Annotated in this window: 20 protein-coding genes, 1 tRNA gene and 1 pseudogene; 7 read left to right on the top strand and 15 right to left on the bottom strand. The window is 34.8% G+C overall.

The features are described from left to right. Positions 1 to 29: 29 nt before the first annotated feature. From ACM55I_RS00920 to ACM55I_RS00905, 4 genes are all read right to left on the bottom strand, one after another. Positions 30 to 386 (bottom strand): hypothetical protein, encoded by a 357-nt coding sequence (locus ACM55I_RS00920; protein ID WP_416844905.1) that lies wholly within the window; start codon positions 384 to 386, stop codon positions 30 to 32. Between the two features lie 290 nt (positions 387 to 676). Then, complete coding sequence (locus ACM55I_RS00915; protein WP_416844904.1) at positions 677 to 1666, bottom strand: aspartate-semialdehyde dehydrogenase; 990 nt, start codon at positions 1664 to 1666, stop codon at positions 677 to 679. A 211-nt stretch (positions 1667 to 1877) separates the two neighbouring features. Further along, positions 1878 to 2291 (bottom strand): large conductance mechanosensitive channel protein MscL, encoded by a 414-nt coding sequence (mscL, locus tag ACM55I_RS00910; protein WP_416844903.1) that lies wholly within the window; start codon positions 2289 to 2291, stop codon positions 1878 to 1880. Between the two features lie 87 nt (positions 2292 to 2378). Beyond that, positions 2379 to 4826, bottom strand: coding sequence for a bifunctional UDP-N-acetylmuramoyl-tripeptide:D-alanyl-D-alanine ligase/alanine racemase (locus ACM55I_RS00905; RefSeq protein ID WP_416844902.1), 2448 nt, complete (start codon positions 4824 to 4826; stop codon positions 2379 to 2381). A 359-nt stretch (positions 4827 to 5185) separates the two neighbouring features. Between ACM55I_RS00905 and ACM55I_RS00900 the strand changes: the two genes are divergently transcribed. After that, positions 5186 to 5734 (top strand): hypothetical protein, encoded by a 549-nt coding sequence (locus ACM55I_RS00900; protein WP_416844901.1) that lies wholly within the window; start codon positions 5186 to 5188, stop codon positions 5732 to 5734. Here ACM55I_RS00900 and ACM55I_RS00895 read toward each other — a convergent pair. Further along, positions 5729 to 6430, bottom strand: a complete 702-nt coding sequence (locus ACM55I_RS00895) for a porin family protein (RefSeq protein WP_416844900.1) — start codon at positions 6428 to 6430, stop codon at positions 5729 to 5731. The two genes, ACM55I_RS00900 and ACM55I_RS00895, sit on opposite strands and share 6 nt — an antisense overlap. A gap of 406 nt (positions 6431 to 6836) precedes the next feature. Here ACM55I_RS00895 and gnd point away from each other — a divergent pair, with 406 nt between their 5' ends. From gnd to ACM55I_RS00880, 3 genes are all read left to right on the top strand, one after another. Then, positions 6837 to 7736, top strand: a complete 900-nt coding sequence (gene gnd / locus ACM55I_RS00890; protein ID WP_416844899.1) for a phosphogluconate dehydrogenase (NAD(+)-dependent, decarboxylating) — start codon at positions 6837 to 6839, stop codon at positions 7734 to 7736. Between the two features lie 98 nt (positions 7737 to 7834). Next, a complete protein-coding gene (locus ACM55I_RS00885) occupies positions 7835 to 9154 on the top strand; it encodes a gluconate:H+ symporter (RefSeq protein WP_416844898.1) in 1320 nt (439 codons plus the stop codon). Between the two features lie 225 nt (positions 9155 to 9379). Beyond that, positions 9380 to 10798, top strand: a complete 1419-nt coding sequence (locus tag ACM55I_RS00880) for a gluconokinase (RefSeq protein ID WP_416844897.1) — start codon at positions 9380 to 9382, stop codon at positions 10796 to 10798. A gap of 98 nt (positions 10799 to 10896) precedes the next feature. On the opposite strand, the gene ACM55I_RS00875 is transcribed toward ACM55I_RS00880, so the two are convergent. The 4 genes from ACM55I_RS00875 to ACM55I_RS00860 form a co-directional block, all read right to left on the bottom strand. Continuing rightward, a tRNA-Ser gene (locus ACM55I_RS00875) sits at positions 10897 to 10983 on the bottom strand. 62 nt (positions 10984 to 11045) lie between these two features. Next, a complete protein-coding gene (locus ACM55I_RS00870; RefSeq protein WP_416844896.1) occupies positions 11046 to 12074 on the bottom strand; it encodes an asparaginase in 1029 nt (342 codons plus the stop codon). Next, positions 12064 to 13200: a 1-acyl-sn-glycerol-3-phosphate acyltransferase gene (locus ACM55I_RS00865; RefSeq protein ID WP_416844894.1), complete on the bottom strand. Its 1137-nt coding sequence runs from the start codon at positions 13198 to 13200 to the stop codon at positions 12064 to 12066. Before ACM55I_RS00865 ends, ACM55I_RS00870 begins: the two co-directional genes overlap by 11 nt. A gap of 65 nt (positions 13201 to 13265) precedes the next feature. Then, a complete protein-coding gene (locus ACM55I_RS00860; RefSeq protein ID WP_416844893.1) occupies positions 13266 to 14045 on the bottom strand; it encodes a TatD family hydrolase in 780 nt (259 codons plus the stop codon). Positions 14046 to 14194: 149 nt separating this feature from the next. On the opposite strand from ACM55I_RS00860, the pseudogene ACM55I_RS00855 reads away from it, so the two are divergent. Next, positions 14195 to 14629, top strand: a pseudogene (locus ACM55I_RS00855) (retropepsin-like aspartic protease); the annotation flags it as partial. Here ACM55I_RS00855 and ACM55I_RS00850 read toward each other — a convergent pair. From ACM55I_RS00850 to ACM55I_RS00835, 4 genes are all read right to left on the bottom strand, one after another. Then, positions 14607 to 15842, bottom strand: coding sequence for a TCR/Tet family MFS transporter (locus tag ACM55I_RS00850; RefSeq protein WP_416844892.1), 1236 nt, complete (start codon positions 15840 to 15842; stop codon positions 14607 to 14609). The pseudogene ACM55I_RS00855 and the gene ACM55I_RS00850 overlap by 23 nt on opposite strands. An 87-nt stretch (positions 15843 to 15929) precedes the next feature. Beyond that, positions 15930 to 17156: a 2-oxoglutarate dehydrogenase complex dihydrolipoyllysine-residue succinyltransferase gene (gene odhB / locus ACM55I_RS00845; protein WP_416844891.1), complete on the bottom strand. Its 1227-nt coding sequence runs from the start codon at positions 17154 to 17156 to the stop codon at positions 15930 to 15932. 81 nt (positions 17157 to 17237) lie between these two features. After that, positions 17238 to 17819, bottom strand: a complete 582-nt coding sequence (locus tag ACM55I_RS00840) for a hypothetical protein (protein WP_416844890.1) — start codon at positions 17817 to 17819, stop codon at positions 17238 to 17240. A gap of 7 nt (positions 17820 to 17826) precedes the next feature. Further along, the gene (locus tag ACM55I_RS00835) at positions 17827 to 20598 is read right to left on the bottom strand and encodes a 2-oxoglutarate dehydrogenase E1 component (protein WP_416844889.1); all 2772 of its coding nucleotides are present in this window, start codon (positions 20596 to 20598) and stop codon (positions 17827 to 17829) included. A gap of 117 nt (positions 20599 to 20715) precedes the next feature. Here ACM55I_RS00835 and ACM55I_RS00830 point away from each other — a divergent pair, with 117 nt between their 5' ends. Further along, positions 20716 to 21258 (top strand): hypothetical protein, encoded by a 543-nt coding sequence (locus ACM55I_RS00830; protein ID WP_416844888.1) that lies wholly within the window; start codon positions 20716 to 20718, stop codon positions 21256 to 21258. Between the two features lie 165 nt (positions 21259 to 21423). Here ACM55I_RS00830 and ACM55I_RS00825 read toward each other — a convergent pair whose 3' ends face one another. Both ACM55I_RS00825 and ACM55I_RS00820 read right to left on the bottom strand, forming a co-directional pair. After that, a complete protein-coding gene (locus ACM55I_RS00825) occupies positions 21424 to 21777 on the bottom strand; it encodes a hypothetical protein (protein ID WP_416844887.1) in 354 nt (117 codons plus the stop codon). Positions 21778 to 21889: 112 nt separating this feature from the next. Continuing rightward, on the bottom strand, positions 21890 to 22864 hold the full coding sequence (locus tag ACM55I_RS00820) for a polyprenyl synthetase family protein (protein WP_416844886.1): 975 nt from the start codon (positions 22862 to 22864) through the stop codon (positions 21890 to 21892). A gap of 207 nt (positions 22865 to 23071) precedes the next feature. Between ACM55I_RS00820 and ACM55I_RS00815 the strand changes: the two genes are divergently transcribed. Then, positions 23072 to 23593, top strand: a complete 522-nt coding sequence (locus tag ACM55I_RS00815) for a YceI family protein (protein ID WP_039110397.1) — start codon at positions 23072 to 23074, stop codon at positions 23591 to 23593. Positions 23594 to 23665: the final 72 nt, after the last annotated feature.

The raw sequence follows: 23665 nt of genomic DNA, 5'->3' as shown, positions 1-23665 counted from the left end.
AAAAATCCTATTAGACTAATCAATATTAACTAAATTGTATAAAGACAAATGGGTGGTCCGCGATGGGAATATAAACTTCCGGAAAACGAAAGAACCGTTTCCTCAGCTGCAAAGAAATAAGGAATTTCTTTGTAACTGGAGTGTAATTGATAGGAGAAATCTTTTGGTGAAATATAACTGCCGAAAGTAAAATCACATACATAACAATGATCAAAATTGTGGTGTTGATGCGTTATCTCTTTATTAGTAACATTGTATTTATGATGACACTGTTTTTCGGAAAGCTGCTGCTCTAAATGCTCATAGGTATGGAAGGATTGAAACAGTATTGAGAACAATACCGCAATCGCCAAAGAAAGACTTATTATGAGCTTATTCTTTTTCATCCTTGGCAAAGGTAACAAAACATAAAAAAGAAAACTATTTGTTTTAACAAAACTGTAGTGCTTCGTTAAAACAAATGGTTTTCTTTTAAACTAATCTATGAATAAAATTATACCCTTATCATAAATTGCCGTTGGTTTTAACCAACGGGATTTAAAATTCATTATAGATTGGCTTTAGCCAAAATAGCAAGAATTTTGGCTAAAGCCAATGAAATTTAATTTATTCCTTTCCGTTGGTTAAAACCAACGGCTATTGAAAAAATCACAATAAAATGATCCGTTTTTAAACATTACACCAATTTAGCAGCAATCAAATATTCTGCAATTTGTATCGTGTTTGTAGCGGCTCCTTTTCTAAGATTATCAGCAACAATCCACATATTCAAGGTGTTTTCCTGACTTTCGTCACGACGAATTCTACCTACAAAAACATCATCTTTTCCTTGTGCGTAAATTGGCATTGGGTAAGTATAAGTGTCATTGTTATCTTGAACCACAACTCCATCGGTATGATGTAAAATATTTTGTACTTCGCTAATCTCAAAATCATTAGTGAATTCAACATTTACCGCCTCACTGTGTCCACCAACGATGGGCACACGAACAGCTGTAGCCGAAACGGCAATGGAATTATCACTCAATATTTTTTTAGTTTCACGAACTAATTTCATTTCTTCTTTAGTATACCCATTGTCTTCAAAAGAATCACATTGTGGAATTGCATTTCTGTGAATTGGATATTTGTAAGCCATTTCACCTTGAACTCCTGCGTATTCATTTTCTAACTGTTGTACTGCTTTTACACCTGTACCAGTGATGGATTGGTACGTAGAAACAATAACACGTTTGATGTTGTATTTTCTGTGTAATGGAGCCAAAACCAATACCATTTGTATCGTAGAACAGTTTGGATTTGCAATGATTTTATCGGCTGCAGTCAATTCAGAAGCATTGATTTCAGGAACGATTAATTTTTTGGTTGGATCCATTCTCCAAGCCGATGAATTATCAATAACGGTTGTTCCCGCTGCTGCAAATTTTGGAGCCCATTCCAGTGAAGTATCACCTCCTGCAGAAAACAAAGCAATATCCGCTTTCATGTCTACAGCAGTTTGCATACCCACCACTTTATATTTTTTACCTTTATATTCTATTTCTTTCCCCACTGATCTTTCAGAAGCAACCGGGATTAATTCTGTTACAGGGAAATTTCTTTCTGCCAATACTTTTAACATTACTTCGCCAACCATTCCAGTAGCGCCTACAACTGCTATTCTCATAGTATATTTTTATTATTGAGTACTAAATTTGAATGGCAAAAGTAAGTAATATTCAAATTAAAACAAGCGTGTTCACAAAAAATAACAAAATGTTGTAAATATAACAATTCATGATTTTGTATTGTTACAAAAAGAAAAACCGCCTCCATTACGAAGCGGTTTAGTCCTGAAATGGATTCAGGATAAATTAGAATATATTAGTGTAGCGGTATTATTTCTTCAACAAATCTCTAATTTGAGTAAGTAATTCTTCTTGTGTAGGTCCAGCAGGAGCAGCTACAACTTCTTCTTTCTTTCTCGCTTTTTCAGCAGCTCTTAAAATGACAAAAATAAAGAACGCAATAATAACAAAATTAATTATGGCTTGAACTAAATTTCCATAAGTTATGACTGCAGCTTTAGCGGCTTTGGCGGCAGCTAAACTTTCATAACTGTTTCCGTCCAGCGTGATGAATTTTTGTGTAAAATCAATTCCGCCTGTAAGTAAACCTACAATTGGCATAATAACGTCATCTACAGCAGAGCCAACAATTTTACCAAAAGCAGCACCAATAACAACTGCTGTTGCCAAACTCAACACATCACCTTTCATTAAAGAGGCTTTAAAATCACTGAAAAATCCCATAATTAATTCTTTTAGGTTAAAAAATATATTTTGCTAAACGAATTTAATAAAAATTTTAATACAATTAACATCCGTTTACCCAATTAATTATTCTCTATAAAATACCCGTTTTACCCGTTGCGATATGCTCGTAAGAATTTCATACGGTATTGTATTTAATTTTTGGGCTATGTAATTTACGGTTGGGCTTTCGCCAAAAATAATTGCGGCATCTCCTTCTTTACAATCAATTTCGCTAACATCGACCATTAGCATATCCATGCAAATGCTGCCCAGAATAGTTGCTTTTTCATTTTTAATAGTAACAAAACCAACTCCATTTCCCCAACCTCTTGAAATTCCGTCCGCGTAACCAATAGGGATTGTGGCGATTTTTGTTGGTTTCTGCGCCATGAATCGCCTGCCGTATCCCACACTTTCACCGGCAGGAATGGTTCTGATTTGAGAAATCACTGATTTAAGTGTCCCTACATTTTCCAAATATTTCTGCTCTTCATTATCATTTGAAACGCCGTAAAGGCCAATTCCAAGGCGAACCATATCGTATTGCGAATCGGGAAAATTACTAATTCCCGAAGTATTTAAAATATGCCGAATGGGTTTTATGTCTAATTCGGTCATCAATTTTGATGATAATTTTTCAAACAAATCAATTTGCGAATGCGCAAAATCCTGGTGTTCTAAATCATCGCTTGTCGCCATGTGAGACAAAACACTTTTCACTTTAACGGTTTGATTTCCTTTTAAAGTCGCAATCAAATCATCAATGGTATTGTTCTCAAAACCCAAACGGTGCATTCCGGTATCGAGCTTTATATGAATAGGAAAATGTTTTAGTTTCTTTTGTTCGGCAATTTTAAGGAACGCACGCAATCCTTTCAAGCTATAAATTTCGGGTTCTAATTGATGTTGAATAATCGCTGCAAAACTGGTTGTTTCAGGATTCAATACCATAATTGGTAAATTAATCCCGCCATTTTTTAACGAGATTCCTTCATCGGCGAAAGCTACGCCCAAATAATCCACTTTGTGATGCTCCAGTAATTTGGCAATTTCAAGACCTCCGCTTCCATACCCAAAAGCTTTTACCATCACCATTATTTTAGTTTTTGGGTTCAACTTTGATTTAAAGAAATTCAGGTTATGACTAATGGCATTCAGGTTGATTTCAAGAACAGTTTCGTGTGTTTTCTCCTCTAACAAAGCCACGATTTCCTCAAAATGGAACGTGCGCGCTCCTTTAATCAAAATCGTTTCATTGCTAAAATTTAAATCCTCAAAACCGGAAATAAATGCTTCCGTATTTTTGAAAGTAACACAGTTGTTGAATTTATTTTCGAATGATGAGATAATTTCTCCAATCCCAATAACTCTGGTAATTTTATTTGAAACTACTAATTGGGCAACTTTGGAATACAATTCGGCATTGGACAAACCACTTTGAAAAATGTCCGATAATATTAAGGTCTTTTTTTGACGTTTATTTTGACTTTCGAGAAAATCCAACGCTATTTTAAGCGATTGAAAATCAGAACTATAACTGTCATCGATAATGCTGCAATTGTTGATTCCGTTTTTAACTTTCAGACGCATTTCAACAGGATACAACAATTCCATTCGGTTTTGAATCGTCTTTCCGTCATATTTAAAATACAACAAAATCATCAAACACGAAATCGCATTTTCAATCGAGGCTTTATCCTGAAACGGAATTATCAATTCGAATGAGTCTCCTTTGTATTGGTATTGAATGGTTGTACTGTCATTTTTAATTGCTGCATGAAAGACAAAAACATCGGCAGCTTTAGCATCAAAACTCCATGTAAATGCTTTTGTTTTTTTAGAAATACAGGAATCAACAATCTCATTTTTTTGATAAATGATCACTTCTGAATTCTCAAAAAGGCGCATTTTCTCTTTTATTTTTTCTTCTAAATTTGTAAAACCTTCGTCGTGTGCCGAACCAATATTCGTTAAAATTCCAATCGTGGGTTTGATAATGGGCTCCAGTTTTTCCATTTCGGAACCGGTAGAAATCCCGGCTTCAAAAATCCCCAGATTGTGTTGCGCATTGATTGCCAAAACAGACAAAGGAACTCCCACCTGTGAATTGTAGCTTTTGGGGCTTCGAATAATATTATAATCTGGACTTAATAGAAAATTGAGCCATTCTTTTACTATCGTTTTACCGTTACTTCCGGTCAATCCAATAATAGGAAAATGAAAAAGACCGCGATAATATGCCGCCATTTTTTGCAAGGCTTCCAATGTGCTTTTGACAACCAGAAAATTGGCTTTGGTTTTAGAGTCTTCCGGAATATGGGTAACGACGAAGTTTTGAACGCCTTTTTCAATTAAATCTTTAATGTAAATGTGCGCATCATTATTGGTTCCAACCAAAGCAAAAAACAAGGTTTGCGAACCATTTTGCAACGAGCGACTGTCAATAGAAATCGTATCAATTGAAACGGCACTGTTGTCGCCTACAAACTCAGCCTGAATTTGAGGAATAATATTTTGGATTTTTAGACTCATTGTTTTGAAACGCGAATGACGCCGATTTTACTGATTGACACGAATTATTCTATCGAAAGGAAAGCAGCGTAATTTTTGCGTAAACGCAGTAATTAATTGGTTTCTTTCTAAAACTTCCTCAAAAATAACACTTCTTTTCAAAATGAAGACTTTGAAACGCTACAATTTACAGCTATTTCTGCTTAATTAAAACTGGATAAAATTGCATTTTATAGTACGAAATACGTTAAAAACGCCATAAATACCAACCAACTATTTTGTCATTATTGCTATATTTGTTGATATAAATACCATTAGAAATCTTGAAAAAAATCCTTCCAATATTCTCCTACATTTTTCATCCGATATTCATTTCGGTAATGGCAACGATGGTTTACCTTTTTTACAATGCTTCCTTTATTATAAATCAGGAAAAGTTAGTCATTTTTTTACAAATCTTAATTATTACGGTAATCGTTCCTGTCCTGCTGTTTTTTTTACTACGTGCTGCCGGAAAAATTGATTCCATAATGGTTGCCGAAGTCTCACAACGTAAAATACCTCTTCTTCTTCATTCTTTTCTCATTATTATATTGGTTCGAAAAAGCATTACGATAGATAGATATCCCGAGTTGCATTTCTTCTTTTTGGGAGCGTTAATGAGCACTTTGCAAGCCTTAATATTATCGTTTTTTAAGACAAAAGCCAGTTTACACATGATGGGCATTAGTTCCTTAACAGTATTTGTTATTGGAATAAGCATCCATTATCAGGTTCAAAGCACTTTTTTGATTGTCTTTTTAATACTTATGAATGGTCTCGTGGCCTCCTCCCGCTTAGAAATGAAGGCGCATACGACTACTGAACTGATTATTGGGTTTCTCCTAGGAAGTGTATCGCAACTGCTTTTGCTGTATTTATGGCTATAAAATATAGAAAATAATCCCAATATTAAGAGAAGTCATATCGATAGGTTTACCATCAATTTTTGCGGTTTTGAACAGCGAATTCAAACCATAATACGCATATACATTTATTGTATTATAACCCGATGAAATATAAGCACCATATAAAAATTTATTGAAATCTTTATTGCCCGAAACAACTATTTTACTTTGATCATCACTGTAAATAGAACGGTCATAAATTAAATAACTGAATTTAAATCCTCCGTAAATTCTCCAAAATTTATAACTTTCATAGGTTGATGTACGCCATCTGAATTCAAGAGGAACCTCTACTAATAGTTGTGAAAATTTATTCTTGCTAAAGGTTGTTTCGGCATCAATAATCGAATAGACGGGTGTTTCGTCCGTTTTAGAAATGGCAAGATTTTGGTTGTAATTGTTATACGAAAAACCAATTCCGGACGCGATTGCAACAGTTCTATTTTTATTTATAGGCATATCCCTAAGAAAACCAGCCGAAAAGCCAGTGGATAATTTACTTTGAGATAACCCCACAGGTTTATTCAATAACGTATTGTATGTAAATCCAAAATAAAACTGATCTTCTCTGTACAATGAATCAATTTTTACTTTTGGCGCATTTTCTTGTTTCACAATTTCTTGCGAAAAAACAGAAAGAACGGATAAGAAAAGAAAAGAACTCAGAAATAATCGCATATTGCTTTTGGTTTAAAATTACTTAATGATTGTTCCACACCTATTCATAGGTTTCTATTTCTCATTATGACTTTACAAATATAGGATTTTGATACTTTTCTTATGCGTATTGCTCACAAATAAAGCTTATAATAAACTAAACACAGAAAAACTTAAATCAACTTATATTTCTCTTATATGTTGAGAAACAGAAACCCTGTAATAAACATAAGTTTATTTAAAAAATTGTATCGCAATTCAAATCTGATCCATCAAAAACCAATTAATTAACATATTGGTTTAAGCTAGTTTAAATATTTCTCGAATAAATTGCTTGTTAAAAAATTAAAACCAATATTTTTACTAGAAAAAAATTTCAAACGCTTTTGCAAAAGCATTTTCAAATTATACTTAAAACAAAAAAGTCATGCAAATTGGAATTATAGGATTAGGAAAAATGGGCTTCAACCTTGCCCTTAATTTACAGCGAAATGGTTACAAAGTAGTAGCCCAAGATGTAAACACAGACTTTGTAACAAAAATTGGTCAGGAAGGAATCACAAAGGCACTTTCAGTTGAAGAATTATGCAATAAATTAATCGACAGAAAAGTGATTTGGTTAATGGTTCCTGCTGGCGAAATTGTAGACGGAGTTATCACTTCCCTAATTCCTTTTTTAGAAAAAAATGACATTATCATTGACGGAGGAAACTCTAACTATAAAGATTCGAAACGCCGTTATTCCCAACTGAAGGAACTTGGCATTGACTTTTTAGATTGTGGAACTTCAGGTGGAACTTCAGGAGCTTTGAATGGTGCTTGTACGATGATTGGCGGAGATGCTCCAGTATTTGAATATGTTGCGCAAGTTTTCAAGGATATTTCTGTTGAAAATGGTCATTTATATACGGGTGCAGCCGGAAGCGGACATTTTACTAAAATGGTTCACAACGGCATCGAATACGGAATGATGCAATCCATCGCTGAAGGTTTTGAAGTTTTTGAACACTCCGAATTTGATATTGATTTCGAAAAAACAGCTAAACTATTCAATCATGGTTCCGTGGTTCGCAGTTGGCTAATGGAATTGACAGAAAATGCTTTTTCGAAAGACCCTAAATTAGATGGTATTAAAGGAATTATGCATTCTTCGGGTGAAGGAAAATGGACATTGGAAACAGCCTTGGATTTAGGCGTTCCAACTCCGGTTATTGCCCTTTCCATCATGATGCGCTACCGTTCCCAAATGCAGGATACTTTCTCCGGAAAAGTAGTAGCCGCACTTCGCAATGAATTTGGCGGTCATGCAGTCGAAAAAAATGAGTAATAGAAAATTTTACTGCATTTAAAAGTTCAAAAAACAGTCTCGACCGCACTCGATTTAACACGCATTTATCTGATCCCTAATTTATCACATTCCAGTCTATGTCCATATTAATTTTAATTGCAAGTATTCTTTTATTGCTTGTTTTGATATCCGCAATAAAACTGAATGCTTTCATTTCATTGATTATTGCTTCTCTTTTTGTGGGAATTGCTAAGGGCATGGGCTTTCCTGATATCATTAACTCTCTTCAGCAAGGAATCGGGAGCACATTAGGCTCTTTGATTTTGATTATCGCTTTAGGAGTTATCTTGGGAAATATCCTTTCGGATAGTGGCGCGGCGCAACGAATAAGTGCTGTAATGATTCAGTCTTTTGGCATTAAACACATCAAATGGGCGATGATGCTTACAGGGTTTGCGGTAGGAATTTCGATGTTTTACAATGCCGGTTTTGTGATTTTGATTCCAATGGTTTTCGCTGTCGCAAAAAGTACTAAGCAACCCATTATTTATCTTGGAATTGCGATGGCCTCGGCACTTTCTGTAACACACGGTTTTTTGCCACCTCATCCTGGACCAACTGCCATTGCCGTGATTTTTAAAGCAGATATTGGAAAAACATTACTTTACGGATTAGTGATTGCTATTCCCACTTTAGTGATTGCTGGAATTGTTTTTCCAGAATTCATTAAAAAAATTATCGCCATTCCGCCCAAGGGATTATTCGAAAGCAAAACATTCGACGAAAACGAAATGCCATCTTTCGGTATCAGTTTTTTGACTGCGCTAATTCCTGTCATTTTAATGGCATTGGCAACAACAAGCGAATTAACCTTGCCCGAAACATCTTCCTTACGTCATATCATTGGATTCATTGGAAATCCCACCACTTCAATGCTTATTGCGGTATTGTTTGCAATTGTATTTTTAGGTATCAATCGTGGTCGAAAGATGCAGGACCTTATGGATAAATCCAGTTCGGCACTGAGTTCTGCTACCATGATTATTATGATTATTGCAGCAGGTGGTGCTTTCAAACAAGTATTAATCGACAGTGGCATCGGCACTGATTTAGCTGCATCTTTCGAACAATCAACACTTTCTCCTTTACTTTTAGGTTGGTTAATCGCAACGATTATTCGCATCGCATTGGGTTCAGCAACCGTAGCAGGATTAACCGCGGCAGGAATTGTACAACCTTTGGTGGTTAGTTCCGGAATCAGTCCGGAATTGATGGTATTATCTATAGGTGCCGGAAGTTTAATGTGTTCCCATGTGAATGATACGGGTTTCTGGATGTTTAAAGAATATTTCGGAATCAGTATTTCGGATACGTTTAAAACATGGACCGTCATGGAAACCATAATCGGGGTTATGGGATTAGCAGGTGTATTGTTACTGAATTTATTTGTGGTATAAAAAATAATTAAACCATGTAAGAAATATAAGAACATATAAATTAGGTTCTTTTTTGGGACGCAAGACAAATTCCTTGATTCCAAAATATTTATGACTATACTATTTCATTTTTTGCCTTATATGCCCTTATATTTCTCCTATGTTTAAAAAATTTAGCCTGTTTTTTTTAAAAAATTCGTTTTAAAATGTCTGTAAATAATACAATTGAATTTATCTAAAATAAAAATGGAGGAGTTTTACATAGGAATAGACATTGGTACCACGGCAACCAAAGCGGTGTGTTTTGACAAGACAGGGAAAGTGATTCGTCAATTTACCCAGTCCTACCCTATGTATCACCCAAAGCCTGATTGGAGTATACAAAAACCCAATAAAATCTTAACAGCTGTTTTAGAATGCATTGCGGAAATTACAAAAGAAATTCAGCCTGAATTTATCAGTTTTAGTTCGGCTATGCAAAGTGTAATGGCAATAGATGAAACCGGGAAACCGCTCACCGATGCCATTCTATGGGCAGACAATAGAGCGCATTCACTAGCCCAGGCATTAAAAGAATCAGAGCAAGGACTCCTTTTTTATCAAAAAACGGGCATTCCTATTCATACGTTTACTCCCATGACTAAAATTGCTTGGTTGAAAGAAAATAATGCAACACACTTTTCTAAAGCGCATAAATTTATTAGCCTCAAAGAATACATTTGGCATCATCTTACAGGCGAATATGTAATTGATTCCTCCATGGCTTCGGGCACTGGGCTAATGAATATTCATACGATACAATGGGAATCGGAAATTCTTGAATTTTTAAAAATAGAAGAATCCCAACTTTCTACTATTGTTAGTACTACACATCAAAGCAAAGGACTATCAGATAGTTTCCATTATATTCTTGGTGGTGGTGACGGAGTATTGGCAAATTTAGGAACCGAAGCAATGGAAACTGGACGCATGGCGTTATCCATTGGAACCAGCGGCGCAGTGCGGTTGCCAATTGACAAACCTTATATTGATTCCCAAATGCGAACGCAATGTTATCATTTGATGGACAATCAATACTTAAAATTAGGAGCGGTTAATAATGGTGCAATTGTTTTGCAATGGCTGAAAGAGTCCATCTTAAAAACGAACGAATCTTTTGAAGAATTATTCGAGCAGGCCGAAACAATACCTGCGGGGTCCGAAGGCTTGCTTTTTGTCCCTTATTTATTGGGCGAAAGAGCTCCTATCTGGGATGCTTCCGCTCAGGGTACACTTTTGGGAATCCGAATCATCCATACCAAAGCTCATTTGATTCGAGCTACACTCGAAGGCATTTTATTTGGATTGTTGAGCATTACTGAAGTCTTACTTCCTGATCCAGAAAAAAGACATGAAACCACTATCATGGCCAGCGGTGGCTTTGGAAAAAGCGAACTTTGGCTGCAAATGGTCGCTGATATTTTTCAAATGAAAGTAGTCGTCGCCGAAACAATCGAAGCTTCTGCTTGGGGAGCTGTTTTAATTGGGTTTAAAGCTACTGGGATTCCTATTTCAAATCATACCAGAATTGAAAAAACCTTTTTACCAAATAAAGATCACAAAGAAATCTACGAACAGGGTTTTGAGAAATTCAAACGGGTTTATCCTTTGTTGAAAGATATTTAAAACGGACTTTTTAAATTAATCTAATATCTGCTATAAAAAAGGTTTGTCACGCTATAAAACAAAAAATGCTTCCCCTTCAGGAAGCATTAATTTCATTGCAGAGAGGATGGGATTCGAACCCACGATGCAGTTACCCACATACTAGCTTTCCAGGCTAGCTCCTTCAGCCACTCGGACACCTCTCTATTTTTATTCAAGGTTGCAAAGAACACAAAAAAAACTGACTTAGAAAAGTAAAATCTGAATATTATACCATTTCCCCCCGTAAAGGTGTTTCAAAGATAGTTTTGAAGTCTTTTGGTGCAATTTTTTGGTTCAATAAGTACATTAATTTTGTGATTGCTGCTTCGGTAGTGATGTCTTTACCTGAAATCACACCTATTTTTTTCATTCCTGTGCTAGTTTCATAATGCCCCATACTGACACTTCCTCCGGAACATTGGGTAACATTAATGATGTACAATCCGTTTTCAATCGCTTTACTCAAAAGAGCTATAAACCATTCTTCGGTTGGAGCATTTCCAGATCCATAGGTTTCTAAAACAATTCCTTTAAGATTTTGAATATTAAAAATCGCCGAAAGAACTGTTTCGTTTATTCCAGGAAACATTTTTATGATGACCACATTATTATCTAAATTCTTATGGACCTTTAATTTTCTAACTCTTGGTATTGGTAAAAACAACTCAGGATTCATATTTAAATGAACACCAGATTCTACCAAAGCAGGATAATTTGGGGATGTAAATGCTTTGAAATGTTCTGCATTTATTTTTGTCGTTCTGTTACCACGATATAATTTGTACTCAAAATAAAGACAAACTTCTCTTATAACCGATTTTCCATTTTCACGTAAAGACGCGATTTGGATAGCCGTAATTAGATTCTCTTTGGCATCGGTACGTAAATCTCCAATAGGCAACTGCGATCCGGTAAAAATCACAGGTTTTGATAAATTTTCGAGCATGAAACTCAATGCCGATGTGGAATAAGACATGGTATCTGAACCATGAAGGACCACAAATCCATCAAATTCAGCATAATTCCCTTCAATAATCGAAGCAATTTTAGCCCATTCTTGAGGATTCATATTAGAGGAATCGATAGGATTTTCGAAAGAAATAGTCTCTATCTCACAGTCTAATTGTTTCAATTCGGGAATGCGCTGTAATAATTTACTAAAATTAAAAGCCTTAAGCGCACCCGTTTCAAAATCTTTCCTCATACCAATGGTTCCACCAGTATAAATTAGAAGTATTTTGGCTTTAGATAACATTATGGTATTTTGATTTATTAACTACAGGATTAGAGTACATAGCTAAAAATCCTTGTAATGCAACGGGATTAGTTTCGTCAATACGCATCTCTAACCTACGTTCAAAAAGTGATTTCTCATTTTCTGTATAAAGATGGGAATGGGTATTGATTTTATTAACAATATCATACGCGATATAATTGGTCGGCCATAGCTTATAATTGGATAGTATAGAATCATCTATAACTTGTGCCAATGCCAGTATTTGCTTGTTACAATTGTCATTTTCAGCAACGATTGTATCTATTTCAGTGTCTAAAACTTTCCCTATATGGATATGAATTCTTTTCTTCTGTCCCAAAGCGCCACTGAGAATCGTCATGAAGTCTTCATTTTTTTCTTTGATGTAAACTTCATTATTGGCTTCAGCCATTAATTGAGGCATTTTCAAAGCATCAGTTGGATCGTATTCATACGAAATAGAAACTGGGACGATTTTAATTTTTTTGAAATAATCCATCAAATTCTTTTCATCTGAAGCCATTCCCAGCATTTTTAAAACCCCTGGGTTTGTAGTGTCATTTCCATCTTTAGTCCTTCCTTCGCGTTGTGCAATCCAAACCGAACGGTTTTCATGAAGCAACAAGTGACCTATATATTCTGACAATAACTTTGAACTCTGCAACATTTCTCTTGGCGTTAAGCCTCGTTGTACAAGAAAATTACGGTTCAGTTTTGCTAATGTCTTCAAAAAAGATTTTTTGACCAAATTATCTCCAATTGCTGAAGCAGTCATCACTAATCCGTGCTCAAACAAAGCAGCATTCAATAAAGTGGTATCTAAAAGAATATCACGATGATTTGAAATAAATAGGTAAGAGGTATTAGGTTCTAAATTTTCGAAGCCAGAAGTAGTTAATCCTTCGGAACTTTTTTCTAGTACTTTCTGAACGGATTGGTAAATAAAATTACATTGAAAATCACGAATAGAATGCGTTTTTCGGAATTGTTCTTTCCAAACTTCGTCAGCAACATCCGGAAAAGAAAAATTCATTAATGCCTTCATCATAGGGTGATGAATCACATTTTGAAGAGCCTCGTTTATTTCGGAGTCGTAAAATGGCCGAATAGCGTCAAATTTCTGCATTGTTAGTTTTCTATGTTTGTGTGGGCAAATGAACAAAAAAAAAGTTAAAATAAAATAAATTTGTTTTAAATCCCAAAAATTGCTTTAGAATTTTCAGTTGTTGTGGCGGCAATTTCATTTGGCGTCAGACCATAAATTTCGGATAACTTGTTTACAACATTTACCAGATAGCTGCTTTCATTCCTTTTTCCTCTATAAGGAATGGGTGCTAAATAAGGTGAATCTGTCTCTAAAACGATGTTTTTCAAGTCTATTTGATTTAGGAATTGGTCGATTTTACCGTTTTTAAAAGTCACAACACCGCCTATTCCAAGTTTCATATTATACGAAATTACTCGTAATGCCTGCTCGTAAGTCCCAGAAAAACAATGAAAAATCCCAAACAAATCATAAGAATTTTCTTCCTCTAGAATTTCGAATATCTCTTCAAAAGCTTCGCGACAATGAATCACTATAGGTAATTTATATTTTTTTGCCAATTGAATTTGTCTTCTGAACGCAATTTGTTGCTGAGGCAAATGAGTTTTGTCCCAATACAAATCAATCCCAATTTCACCAACGGCGCAAAATTTTCTTTTAGCCAACTCGGCTTCTACATGTTGCAACTCTTCCAGATAATTATCTTTTACATAAGTAGGATGCAAACCCATCATCAAGAACACATTATCAGGATAATTTCTTTCTAATTCATACATGGATTCCGCACAAGAAGAATCGATTGCAGGAATAAAAAAACGAGAAACGCCGGCATCAATCGCTCTTAGAATCATTTCGCTTCTATCCTGATCAAATTCCTCAGAATATAAATGAGTGTGCGTATCGGTTATTATTGTTGTTGTTTCCAAGTATACAGTTTAAGCGTACAAAATTACAAGAATAATACTAGTAGGAAAAATGGTTTAACAAAGATTCGCATATTTCCATTAAAAACTCAAAAAAACTACTTGTATATTTGTTCTATAGAGAACTAGACTCTAAAATAAATTTGGTATAAATGAAAAACCTCCACGATATCCTCAAAAGAGAAAATTACAAAAAAGTAAAATTTATGATTACCAAAACACAACATCTGCTGATCAAAGCCAAAATCAATGGGGTACTCGGCAATTTCATTCTTGACACCGGTGCTTCAAATAGTTGTGTGGGATTTGAGAGTATTGATTTGTTTTTATTGGAAGCCAAAAAATCAAAAACTAAAGCGTCTGGTGCGGGAGCAAACGGAATGTTCACGCAAATTGCTTTTAAAAATCAATTGCAACTGGGCAACTGGAAAGATTTGGAGTTTGATCTTGTAATTTTCGACTTATCTCACGTGAATGAAGCACTGATGCAACACAAATCAAAACCAGTACATGGAATCATAGGTGCCGATGTTTTGATGAAAGGGAAAGGGATAATCGATTACTTTAATCATTGTTTGTATTTGAAACACTATACTTTTTCAACCAAAAATAAGCAACAATACCACTTATCATCATCAATAAACCCCCAAGAATAAATGGCATTCCTGCAAATTCAAATGGTGACCCTTTATGTGTAAAATAATAAAAAAGACTCGACATTACTGGTGGCCCAATAATGGTTGCGGCACTTGTTAAACTCGCAATTGTTCCTTGAATTTCGCCTTGTTCTGATGGCAAAACATGATTCGAAATTATAGCTCGCAATGCTGGGCCAGCGATTCCCGCAAGACAATACGGAATCAAAAAGAGAAACATCATCCAACTTTCTGAAGCAAAAGCAAACAAAAACATTCCAATAGTATATAATACCATTCCAACATAAATACTTTTTTCATTTCCTAGTTTTCGACTAGTCCATCGTATCAATCCTCCTTGAACAAGACTTACTAAAATCCCAACAACGCCTAACGAAATTCCGACCATTTTTTCGTCCCAACTAAATTTGTACATCGTAAAATAACTCCAGTTACTTTCTACCGCATGTCCCGCAACATAAATCAAAAACAGAGCAAACAATAATCCATATAGTGAAGGGTATTTCTTTAAATTCAAAAAAGCACCAATTGGATTGGCTCTTTTTAAATTAACGGGTCTTCTATTTTCTTTTGATAATGATTCCGGCAAAATAAAATAACCGTACAAGAAATTCAGCAAGCACAAAACAGCCGCTGCATAAAACGGAATCCTAGATCCGTAATGCCCCAAAACACCTCCTATAACGGGTCCAATTATAAATCCTAGCCCAAAAGCCACACCAATCATTCCGAAGTTTTTGGCTATATTCTCTGGCGTACTCACATCAGCTATATAAGCCGAAGCGGTTGAAATACTCGCACCAGTTAATCCTGCAATTATTCTCCCTATAAATAGCCATGTAATCGTTGGAGCAAACGCCAACAATATATAATCCAATGAAAAGGCAAAAAGCGAAATTAAAATTATGGGTCTTCGCCCAAATTTATCACTCAAATTACCAATTAAAGGTGCAAACATAAATTGAGTTATCGCATAAGCAAATGTTAACCAACCACCATATTTTGCTGCATCACTAATATCGCCATGTATTAATTCTTTAATCAATTTTGGAATAACTGGAATGATAATTCCCCAACCAGTTATATCAATTAGCATTGTGATGAAAATAAAGCTGATAGCGGCCTGTTTTTTATTTGATGCCATAAAATAGTATTGGTTAAAAAGACAAATAAACAAAAAATCCGTTTAGAAAATTTTCTAAACGGATTTTTGTTATTTATGAATTGTATATTACAATTCAAATGCTTTTTTAGGATTGTTATCCAATAATAACTCTAATGGATTTTCTAAAGCCTCTTTTACCGCTACCAAGAAACCAACAGACTCACGTCCATCAATAATTCTATGGTCATACGATAAAGCTACATACATCATTGGGTGAATTTCCACTTTGCCTTTTACGGCAATTGGACGCTCGATAATGTTGTGCATTCCAAGGATTCCAGATTGTGGAGGATTGATAATTGGCGTACTCAACATACTTCCAAAAACACCACCATTAGTAATTGTGAACGTTCCACCAGTCATATCATCAACTGTGATTTGCCCGTCACGTGCTTTTAATGCCAATCTTTTAATATCAGCTTCAACGCCACGGAAAGTCAAGTTTTCAGCATTACGAACTACAGGAACCATTAATCCTTTTGGTCCTGAAACCGCAATTGAAATATCGCAAAAATCGAAAGCAATCTTATGATCACCATCCATCATTGAATTTACATCTGGGAATAATTTTAATGCTCTGGTTACTGCTTTTGTAAAGAAAGACATGTATCCTAAACCAATTCCACCATGTTTTGCTTTGAAGGCATCTTTGTATTCATTACGAATCAAGTTGATTGGCGTCATGTTTACCTCATTGAAAGTAGTCAACATCGCTGTTTCGTTTTTAGCGGCAACTAATCTTTCTGCCACTTTTCTACGCAACATCGATAATTTAGTACGCTCTGTTCCACGAGATCCACCTGTAGGTGTTCCCATAGATGGCACTGCATTTACGGCATCATCTTTAGTGATTCTTCCGTCTTTCCCAGTTCCTGTTACTGAAGCTCGTGCTATATTTTTTTCGTCTAATATTTTTCTTGCTGCTGGAGATGGAGTTCCTGAAGCGTACGTTGCTGCTGGAGCTGCCGCTACCGGAGCCGCTTTTGGTGCTTCTGCTTTAACTTCAGCTTTTGGCGCTTCAACCACTGCCGCTGGTGCAGCACCTGATGGTTTTACAGCGCTAGTGTCTATTAAACAAACTACTGCTCCTACTGCTACAGCATCGCCTTCTTCTGCTTTTAATGTAATGATTCCGCTTGCTTCTGCAGGCAATTCTAATGTTGCTTTATCAGAATCAACCTCAGCAATCGCTTGGTCTTTCTCTACATAGTCTCCATCTTTTACCAACCAAGTTGCAATTTCAACTTCTTTTATAGATTCCCCTGGTGATGGGACTTTCATTTCTAAAATCATGTTCTATTATTTTAAATTATGAATTTTAATTTTTACAACAATTACTTTATTACTAACAAAATAATTGGATTATTTTTTTGTTTATGGGGTCGAAATATAACTATTATTAACTGATAACACAGTATAAACTTCTCCGTCTGCTTTTCGTTTTGTATATTTTTCCATCGATCGTTTCACTAAATCCTCTTGGTCTTTTTTGGCTTCAACTAAATCATCATCACTAATACTGTATTCTTTTGCTCCAGAAATTGCTTCTAAAATATTAGCTTTTTTTCTTTCGTACTTTTTAATATTCTTATAATTATTCTGATCATTATCAAAAGGAACTAATTTCACTCCAGCCTTAAAAGCACCCATTTGAGGCTCTGAATCGATTATATATACTTTCCCTGCTTCTAATTCAGCTTCCAGATAATCTATATTTTCAGATTTAGACCAAAACAAATGTTTTCCAGGTTCACATTCGTAAGCTAAAAATTTTCCATGATTAAATTTTCCTAAATATTTATCTCCATCAAAATATTTAAAATTAATTAAAAATCCTGTTGATGATATTCTCGTGAAATAAACTATTGACTTTCCTTCACTTGGCTTTCTTAATTCTTGAGAATATGAAAAAGCAAAAATCAGATTAAAAAATAATAATACTATAATTTTTTTCATAATTAAACTATCTAAATAAATTTTTATCGAATACCATTCGTATTGCATCGGCCTGACGGCGTTTTGCTCTTGTATAACTTCCTGCTGCCGGTGCTGCATACGCTTTTAGTGAAGCCAATCTCCATTTTACTAAATCGAAATTCATCAACATATAGCTATAAGCTCCCATGTTTTTAGGCTCTTCTTGTGCCCAAACATAATCATCCGCGTTTGGATATTTAGCGATAATGGCTTTTAATTGTTCTACCGGTAATGGGAACAATTGTTCGATTCTAACTACAGCAACATCATTACGGCCGTTATTTTCTCTTTCGGCAGTGATGTCATAATAGAATTTACCTGTACAGAAAACTAATGTTTTCACATCCGCTTTATTTACTGTTTCATCATCAAATGTTTCTTGGAAACTACCATTTGCAAATTCTTCAACAGAAGAAACAACTCTTGGATCACGCAATAAACTTTTTGGTGTGAACACTATAAGTGGTTTACGGAAAGTGGTTTTCATTTGTCTTCTCAACAAGTGGAAGAAGTTGGCAGGCGTTGTACAATCAGCAACATACATGTTTTGTCTGGCACACAATTGTAAATAACGTTCCATTCTGGCAGATGAATGCTCTGCTCCTTGTCCTTCGTAACCGTGAGGCAATAATAAAACGATACCATTTTGATTGTTCCATTTATCTTCCCCACAAGATATGTATTGGTCAATCATAATTTGGGCTCCATTACTGAAATCACCAAACTGTGCTTCCCATATTGTAAGTGTATTTGGGTTTGCTAAAGCGTAGCCATAATCAAAACCTAAAACACCATATTCAGATAAAAGAGAATTAAAAATATTGAATTTCCCTTTTTTGTTTTCGATAGCATTCAATAAGATAACTTCTTCCTCAGAATCTTCTACTTTAACCACTGCGTGGCGGTGAGAGAATGTACCACGCTCCACGTCTTGACCTGAAATACGAATATCAAAACCTTCTGTCAAAAGCGAACCATAAGCTAATGCCTCTGCAGTACCCCAATCTATAGTGTTATTGTCGTAACCCGTTTTTCTATCAGTAACAATTTTAGTTATTTTATTGATGAACTTCTTATCTGACGGTAAGCTTGAGATTGTTTTTATGATAGAATCTAATCCGTCTTTAGAATACGAAGTATCATATTTTTCAAGCATTTGCTTGTCAGTAACTTGCTCAAAACCTTTCCATTCATTTTTCATAAATGGAGTAATGATTGTAAGGTCTTTTTTACGGGAAGCTTCAAGATTTACTTCAAGATTAGACTTGTATTCTTTTTCTAATCCGTTTACATAAGTAGCATCAATAACTCCTTCTGACAATAGCTTTTCAGCATAAATATCTCTAGGATTTTGATGTTTTGCAATGATTTTATATAAAACTGGCTGCGTGAAACGAGGTTCGTCACCTTCATTATGTCCGTATTTTCTATATCCTAATAAATCGATGAATACATCACGACCAAATTGCATTCTGAAATCCAAAGCAAACGACATCGCATGTACTACGGCTTCTGCATCATCTGCATTTACGTGTAATACTGGTGAAAGGGTTACTTTGGCAACATCAGTACAATAGGTTGATGAACGAGCATCCAGATAATTAGTTGTAAAACCTACCTGATTGTTGATTACAATATGAATTGTACCTCCCGTTTTATATCCGTCTAATTGTGCCATTTGCACAATCTCATAAAGAATTCCCTGACCAGCAATTGCAGCATCCCCGTGAACGGCAATTGGCAATACTTTAGAGAAATCATTAGGGAAATATTTATCTTGTTTTGCTCTTGTAATTCCTTCGATTACTGCACCTACTGTTTCAAGGTGAGAAGGATTTGGAGCCAAATTAATATTTATTTTTTTACCTGTACTGGTAACTTTATCAGCCGTAAGACCTAAATGGTATTTTACGTCACCATCAAAATATTCCTGATCGTAATCTTTACCGTCAAATTCACCAAAAATATCTTGAGTTGATTTGCCAAAAATATTGGCCAAAACATTCAAACGACCTCTATGAGCCATTCCCATTACAAATTGCTCTACTCCTTTTTCGGCTGCTTTTTCAATCAAAGCGTCTAAAGCTGGAATTACAGATTCCCCTCCTTCGAGTGAAAATCGTTTTTGACCAACATATTTTGTATGCAAGAAATTCTCGAAAGAAACTGCTTGATTTAATTTATTAAGAATCGATTTTTTTTCATCAGCAGAAAAATTAGGCTGATTATCGTTTATACCTAATTTATCTTGAATCCAAGTAATCATTTCAGGCTTACGAATATACATATACTCCACTCCAATGTGTTGACAGTATATTGCTTCGAGATGTCCTATAATTTCTTGAAGTGTACAAGGCTGAATACCGATAACTTTTGCCGCATCAAAAACCGTATTTAAATCGGCCGCAGAAAGCGAAAAATTTGCGATATCAAGTGTAGGCAAAGTAGCTCTTCTCTCTCTTACAGGATTTGTTTTTGTAAACAAATGTCCACGAGAGCGGTACCCATCAATTAATTTTAGTACGTTGAACTCTTTTTGAAGTTTTTCTGATACGTGAGTACTCTCCATATTCCCAGAAGCTACATTTGCAATGTAGGTTACTGGATTCTCCTCATTATAAGTAGTCATTCCAAAGTCAAAACCTTGAAAAAAACTTCTCCAACTTGGCTCTACGCTATCTGGATTTACTAAATATTGATCGTATAATTGTGCGAAAAATTCGGTGTGTGCTGCGTTTAAAAATGAAAACCTATCCATAATGCTAGTGAATATACTTTTTGTTAAATAGTTTGACAAAAGTACAATAATCCAGTATATCTAAATCTATTTTTTACGTACTTTTACGTAAAAATTTGTTAAAAAAACCCTTAAAACATGAAAAAAACTCATCAATTAGCCATTTTAAGATCTTTTTTGATTTTGACAATCTTATTCTCTTCCTGTTTTTTATCCGCTCAACAACAAACAATTGCACCCCATTCACAAAGTGATTTCTGGAAAAAAGTACAATTTGGAGGAGGGATAGGATTAAGTTTTGGCTCTCAATATACTGATATATCACTGGCTCCAAGTGCTATTTACAACTTCAATGAATATGTAGCTTTGGGTCTTGGCGCCCAATACACTTATATAAAACAAAAGAATTATTACGCTTCTCATTTATATGGAGGAAGTATTGTAGCACTCTTTAATCCTATTAACGAAATTCAACTTTCGGCTGAGTTAGAGGAATTAAGAGTCAATGTAAATTTAGATGGCTCCAATAGCAATTCACAAGATTACTGGAACACCGGTATGTTTCTCGGAGCTGGTTATAGAGCCGGAAATGTAACTATTGGCGCACGTTATAATGTATTAAATGACAACAACAACGTTTATGGTACTGCCTTCATGCCTTTTGTAAGGGTTTATTTTTAATTCCTCTCCCCAACCCTCTCCAAAGGAGAGGGAGCCGAAACCGTAGAAAAAGCGATTAACGGCACTTATTATGGAATTTTGGAAATAACAGCCCTGAAAGAGCAATGATTAACTAGACCTCTTGCCCAAAAAGATTATCAATTTAATTTCCCAAAGAAAAAACGATTAACGGTATTTATTGCGGAACCACACTTTTTGCCATTCTCTTTTCAGAATTAGAAAAGCAACTTCTTCGGCAAGGATTACTAAATCTGAGCCATCCAGCTTTTTTATTTGTTCTTCAGAAACATCAATTATGTAAAGTAGATTAAGATATTCGGCAAATTTATATTGAATTAGCCTGTAGATTTTTTCATGCAATTGTATCTTCAATTCATTGGGAGACATACTCAACGGAAAATCAATTGCCTCATTAGCGAGATTAAAATCCTTATTAATCTGTTCGATTAATTTCAGGTATAGATTTTCTCCTTCGGCCTCGATGAGTAGTAAATCAGTATTTTTTGGAGCTATAAACATAATTATTAAAATTTCAATGTCAAAAATCAATATTAATCCTAGACAACCAACCTTTAAGTCAAAAATCAATAGTACTATTGATTTTTGACATTTCTATTGCCATTGATTTTTTTTAAACTTTTCTTCCCATTAAATTTTCACCAAAAGCTCTTAACATTGCTTTTTTATCAGCACTGATATCCATTTTGTCTAATGTTTGAAAAGCTTTAAATGTAAAATCTTGAATAGCATCTTGTGTTGCTTTTGAAGCACCTGAACTATTAAAAATCTCTTTTACTGCCTTAATTTTATCTGAATTATCTTCTGGCTGAATGGAGAATAAATCCATGAGTTGTTGTTTCTCTTCTTTTTTCGAAAAAGCAACGGCTTTTAGATATAAATACGTTTTTTTGTTTTCAATAATATCACCACCAACTTGTTTTCCAAAAGTTTCCGGATCACCAAAAGCGTCCAGATAGTCATCCTGCAATTGAAAAGCCAATCCTAAATTGAGTCCAAAATCGTATATTAAATTTGCATTTTCCTTTGAGGCTTTAGCAATAATAGCACCCATTTTCATTGCTGCAGCAACTAAAACGGCTGTTTTATATTCAATCATTTTAAGGTATTCCCGAATGGTAACATCATCTCTAACTTCAAAATCCACGTCCCATTGTTGGCCTTCGCAAACTTCAAGAGCAGTTTTACTGAACAATTTAGCCAGTTTACGAAATATTTTAGGTTGGTATTTCTCAAAATATTGATACGCCAAAATCAACATCGCATCCCCGGATAAAATTCCGGTATTTATATTCCATTTCTCATGTACCGTTTGCTTCCCTCTTCGCAAAGGGGCATCGTCCATAATATCATCGTGAACCAATGAAAAATTATGAAAAACCTCAACAGCCAAAGCCGCTGGCAACGCTTTTTTATAATCTGTATCAAAAACTTCAGTACTCATAAGTGTAAGGACCGGACGTATTCTTTTTCCTCCAAGATCTAAAATATAATGTATGGGATCATACAAATTTTTGGGCTCTTTGGTTTCATATTGCGATTGCAAATATTCCGAAATGAACTCCTGATACTGATAAATGGTATGCATAAATTAATTTTTGGCTAATTTACAGTATTCACTCTTTATTCCAAACTACGTTTCTTAATGAAGTGTTAAATAATTGTAAATACATTGGAAACTATTTTGGTATTCAAAGTTTCCTGTCTACATTTGCATCAAAATTTAACATTTCAATTACAGTCATTTCAAACCATTGTGAAATGAAAAACAAACCTAAATAAAACCCAAAATATTATGACAACAACCTGGACAATTGATTCAACACAATCTGATGTTTTGATTAAAATAAGACATTCCATAATCGCCTATTTAGCTGGAACTATCAACAAATTCAAAGGCCATATAGACATTCAGGATAATGAAATTGAAGATGCTTCAATCGAATTTTCTTTAGATGTAAACAACACCGATACGAAACTGGAACAAATTGATTCACACTTAAAACTGAATGATTTTTTTGATATAAATGAGTATCCCATTATAAGCTTTAAGTCTACTTCTTTCCAAAAAGTGAACAAGAACATTAATTTTTTGAAAGGAAATTTAACCATCAAAAACATCACAAAGGTTGTTGAGCTTGATGCCGAATTTATTGGAATCAATGCGTATAATGGCGATCAAAAAGCAGCTTTTGAAATAACTGGAGACATCAATCGCAAAGATTTTGGATTAACATCAAATGCATTTACTCAAACTGGCGGTATAACTACAGGGCAAGACATCAAGCTTATTGCAAATTTAGAATTCACGGTTTAAGACCCTTTTATGCAAATGTTAAATAATTACAAAATAATTGGAAACTATTTTGGTGTTTAGAGTTTCCTTCTT

Origin of the sequence: Flavobacterium algoris, from assembly GCF_048158525.1 — a bacterium.
Classification (GTDB): Bacteria; Bacteroidota; Bacteroidia; order Flavobacteriales; family Flavobacteriaceae; genus Flavobacterium; species Flavobacterium algoris.
This window is presented reverse-complemented; position numbering and strand designations above follow the sequence as displayed.

What these genes read in the sequence shown, in the direction of transcription:
- ACM55I_RS00920 (WP_416844905.1), bottom strand. Translation starts at nt 386, where the DNA reads ATGAAAAAGAATAAGCTCATAATAAGTCTTTCTTTGGCGATTGCGGTA.
- ACM55I_RS00915 (WP_416844904.1), bottom strand. Translation starts at nt 1,666, where the DNA reads ATGAGAATAGCAGTTGTAGGCGCTACTGGAATGGTTGGCGAAGTAATG.
- mscL (WP_416844903.1), bottom strand. Translation starts at nt 2,291, where the DNA reads ATGGGATTTTTCAGTGATTTTAAAGCCTCTTTAATGAAAGGTGATGTG.
- ACM55I_RS00905 (WP_416844902.1), bottom strand. Translation starts at nt 4,826, where the DNA reads ATGAGTCTAAAAATCCAAAATATTATTCCTCAAATTCAGGCTGAGTTT.
- ACM55I_RS00900 (WP_416844901.1), top strand. Translation starts at nt 5,186, where the DNA reads ATGGCAACGATGGTTTACCTTTTTTACAATGCTTCCTTTATTATAAAT.
- ACM55I_RS00895 (WP_416844900.1), bottom strand. Translation starts at nt 6,430, where the DNA reads ATGCGATTATTTCTGAGTTCTTTTCTTTTCTTATCCGTTCTTTCTGTT.
- gnd (WP_416844899.1), top strand. Translation starts at nt 6,837, where the DNA reads ATGCAAATTGGAATTATAGGATTAGGAAAAATGGGCTTCAACCTTGCC.
- ACM55I_RS00885 (WP_416844898.1), top strand. Translation starts at nt 7,835, where the DNA reads ATGTCCATATTAATTTTAATTGCAAGTATTCTTTTATTGCTTGTTTTG.
- ACM55I_RS00880 (WP_416844897.1), top strand. Translation starts at nt 9,380, where the DNA reads ATGGAGGAGTTTTACATAGGAATAGACATTGGTACCACGGCAACCAAA.
- ACM55I_RS00870 (WP_416844896.1), bottom strand. Translation starts at nt 12,074, where the DNA reads ATGTTATCTAAAGCCAAAATACTTCTAATTTATACTGGTGGAACCATT.
- ACM55I_RS00865 (WP_416844894.1), bottom strand. Translation starts at nt 13,200, where the DNA reads ATGCAGAAATTTGACGCTATTCGGCCATTTTACGACTCCGAAATAAAC.
- ACM55I_RS00850 (WP_416844892.1), bottom strand. Translation starts at nt 15,842, where the DNA reads ATGGCATCAAATAAAAAACAGGCCGCTATCAGCTTTATTTTCATCACA.
- odhB (WP_416844891.1), bottom strand. Translation starts at nt 17,156, where the DNA reads ATGATTTTAGAAATGAAAGTCCCATCACCAGGGGAATCTATAAAAGAA.
- ACM55I_RS00840 (WP_416844890.1), bottom strand. Translation starts at nt 17,819, where the DNA reads ATGAAAAAAATTATAGTATTATTATTTTTTAATCTGATTTTTGCTTTT.
- ACM55I_RS00835 (WP_416844889.1), bottom strand. Translation starts at nt 20,598, where the DNA reads ATGGATAGGTTTTCATTTTTAAACGCAGCACACACCGAATTTTTCGCA.
- ACM55I_RS00830 (WP_416844888.1), top strand. Translation starts at nt 20,716, where the DNA reads ATGAAAAAAACTCATCAATTAGCCATTTTAAGATCTTTTTTGATTTTG.
- ACM55I_RS00825 (WP_416844887.1), bottom strand. Translation starts at nt 21,777, where the DNA reads ATGTTTATAGCTCCAAAAAATACTGATTTACTACTCATCGAGGCCGAA.
- ACM55I_RS00820 (WP_416844886.1), bottom strand. Translation starts at nt 22,864, where the DNA reads ATGCATACCATTTATCAGTATCAGGAGTTCATTTCGGAATATTTGCAA.
- ACM55I_RS00815 (WP_039110397.1), top strand. Translation starts at nt 23,072, where the DNA reads ATGACAACAACCTGGACAATTGATTCAACACAATCTGATGTTTTGATT.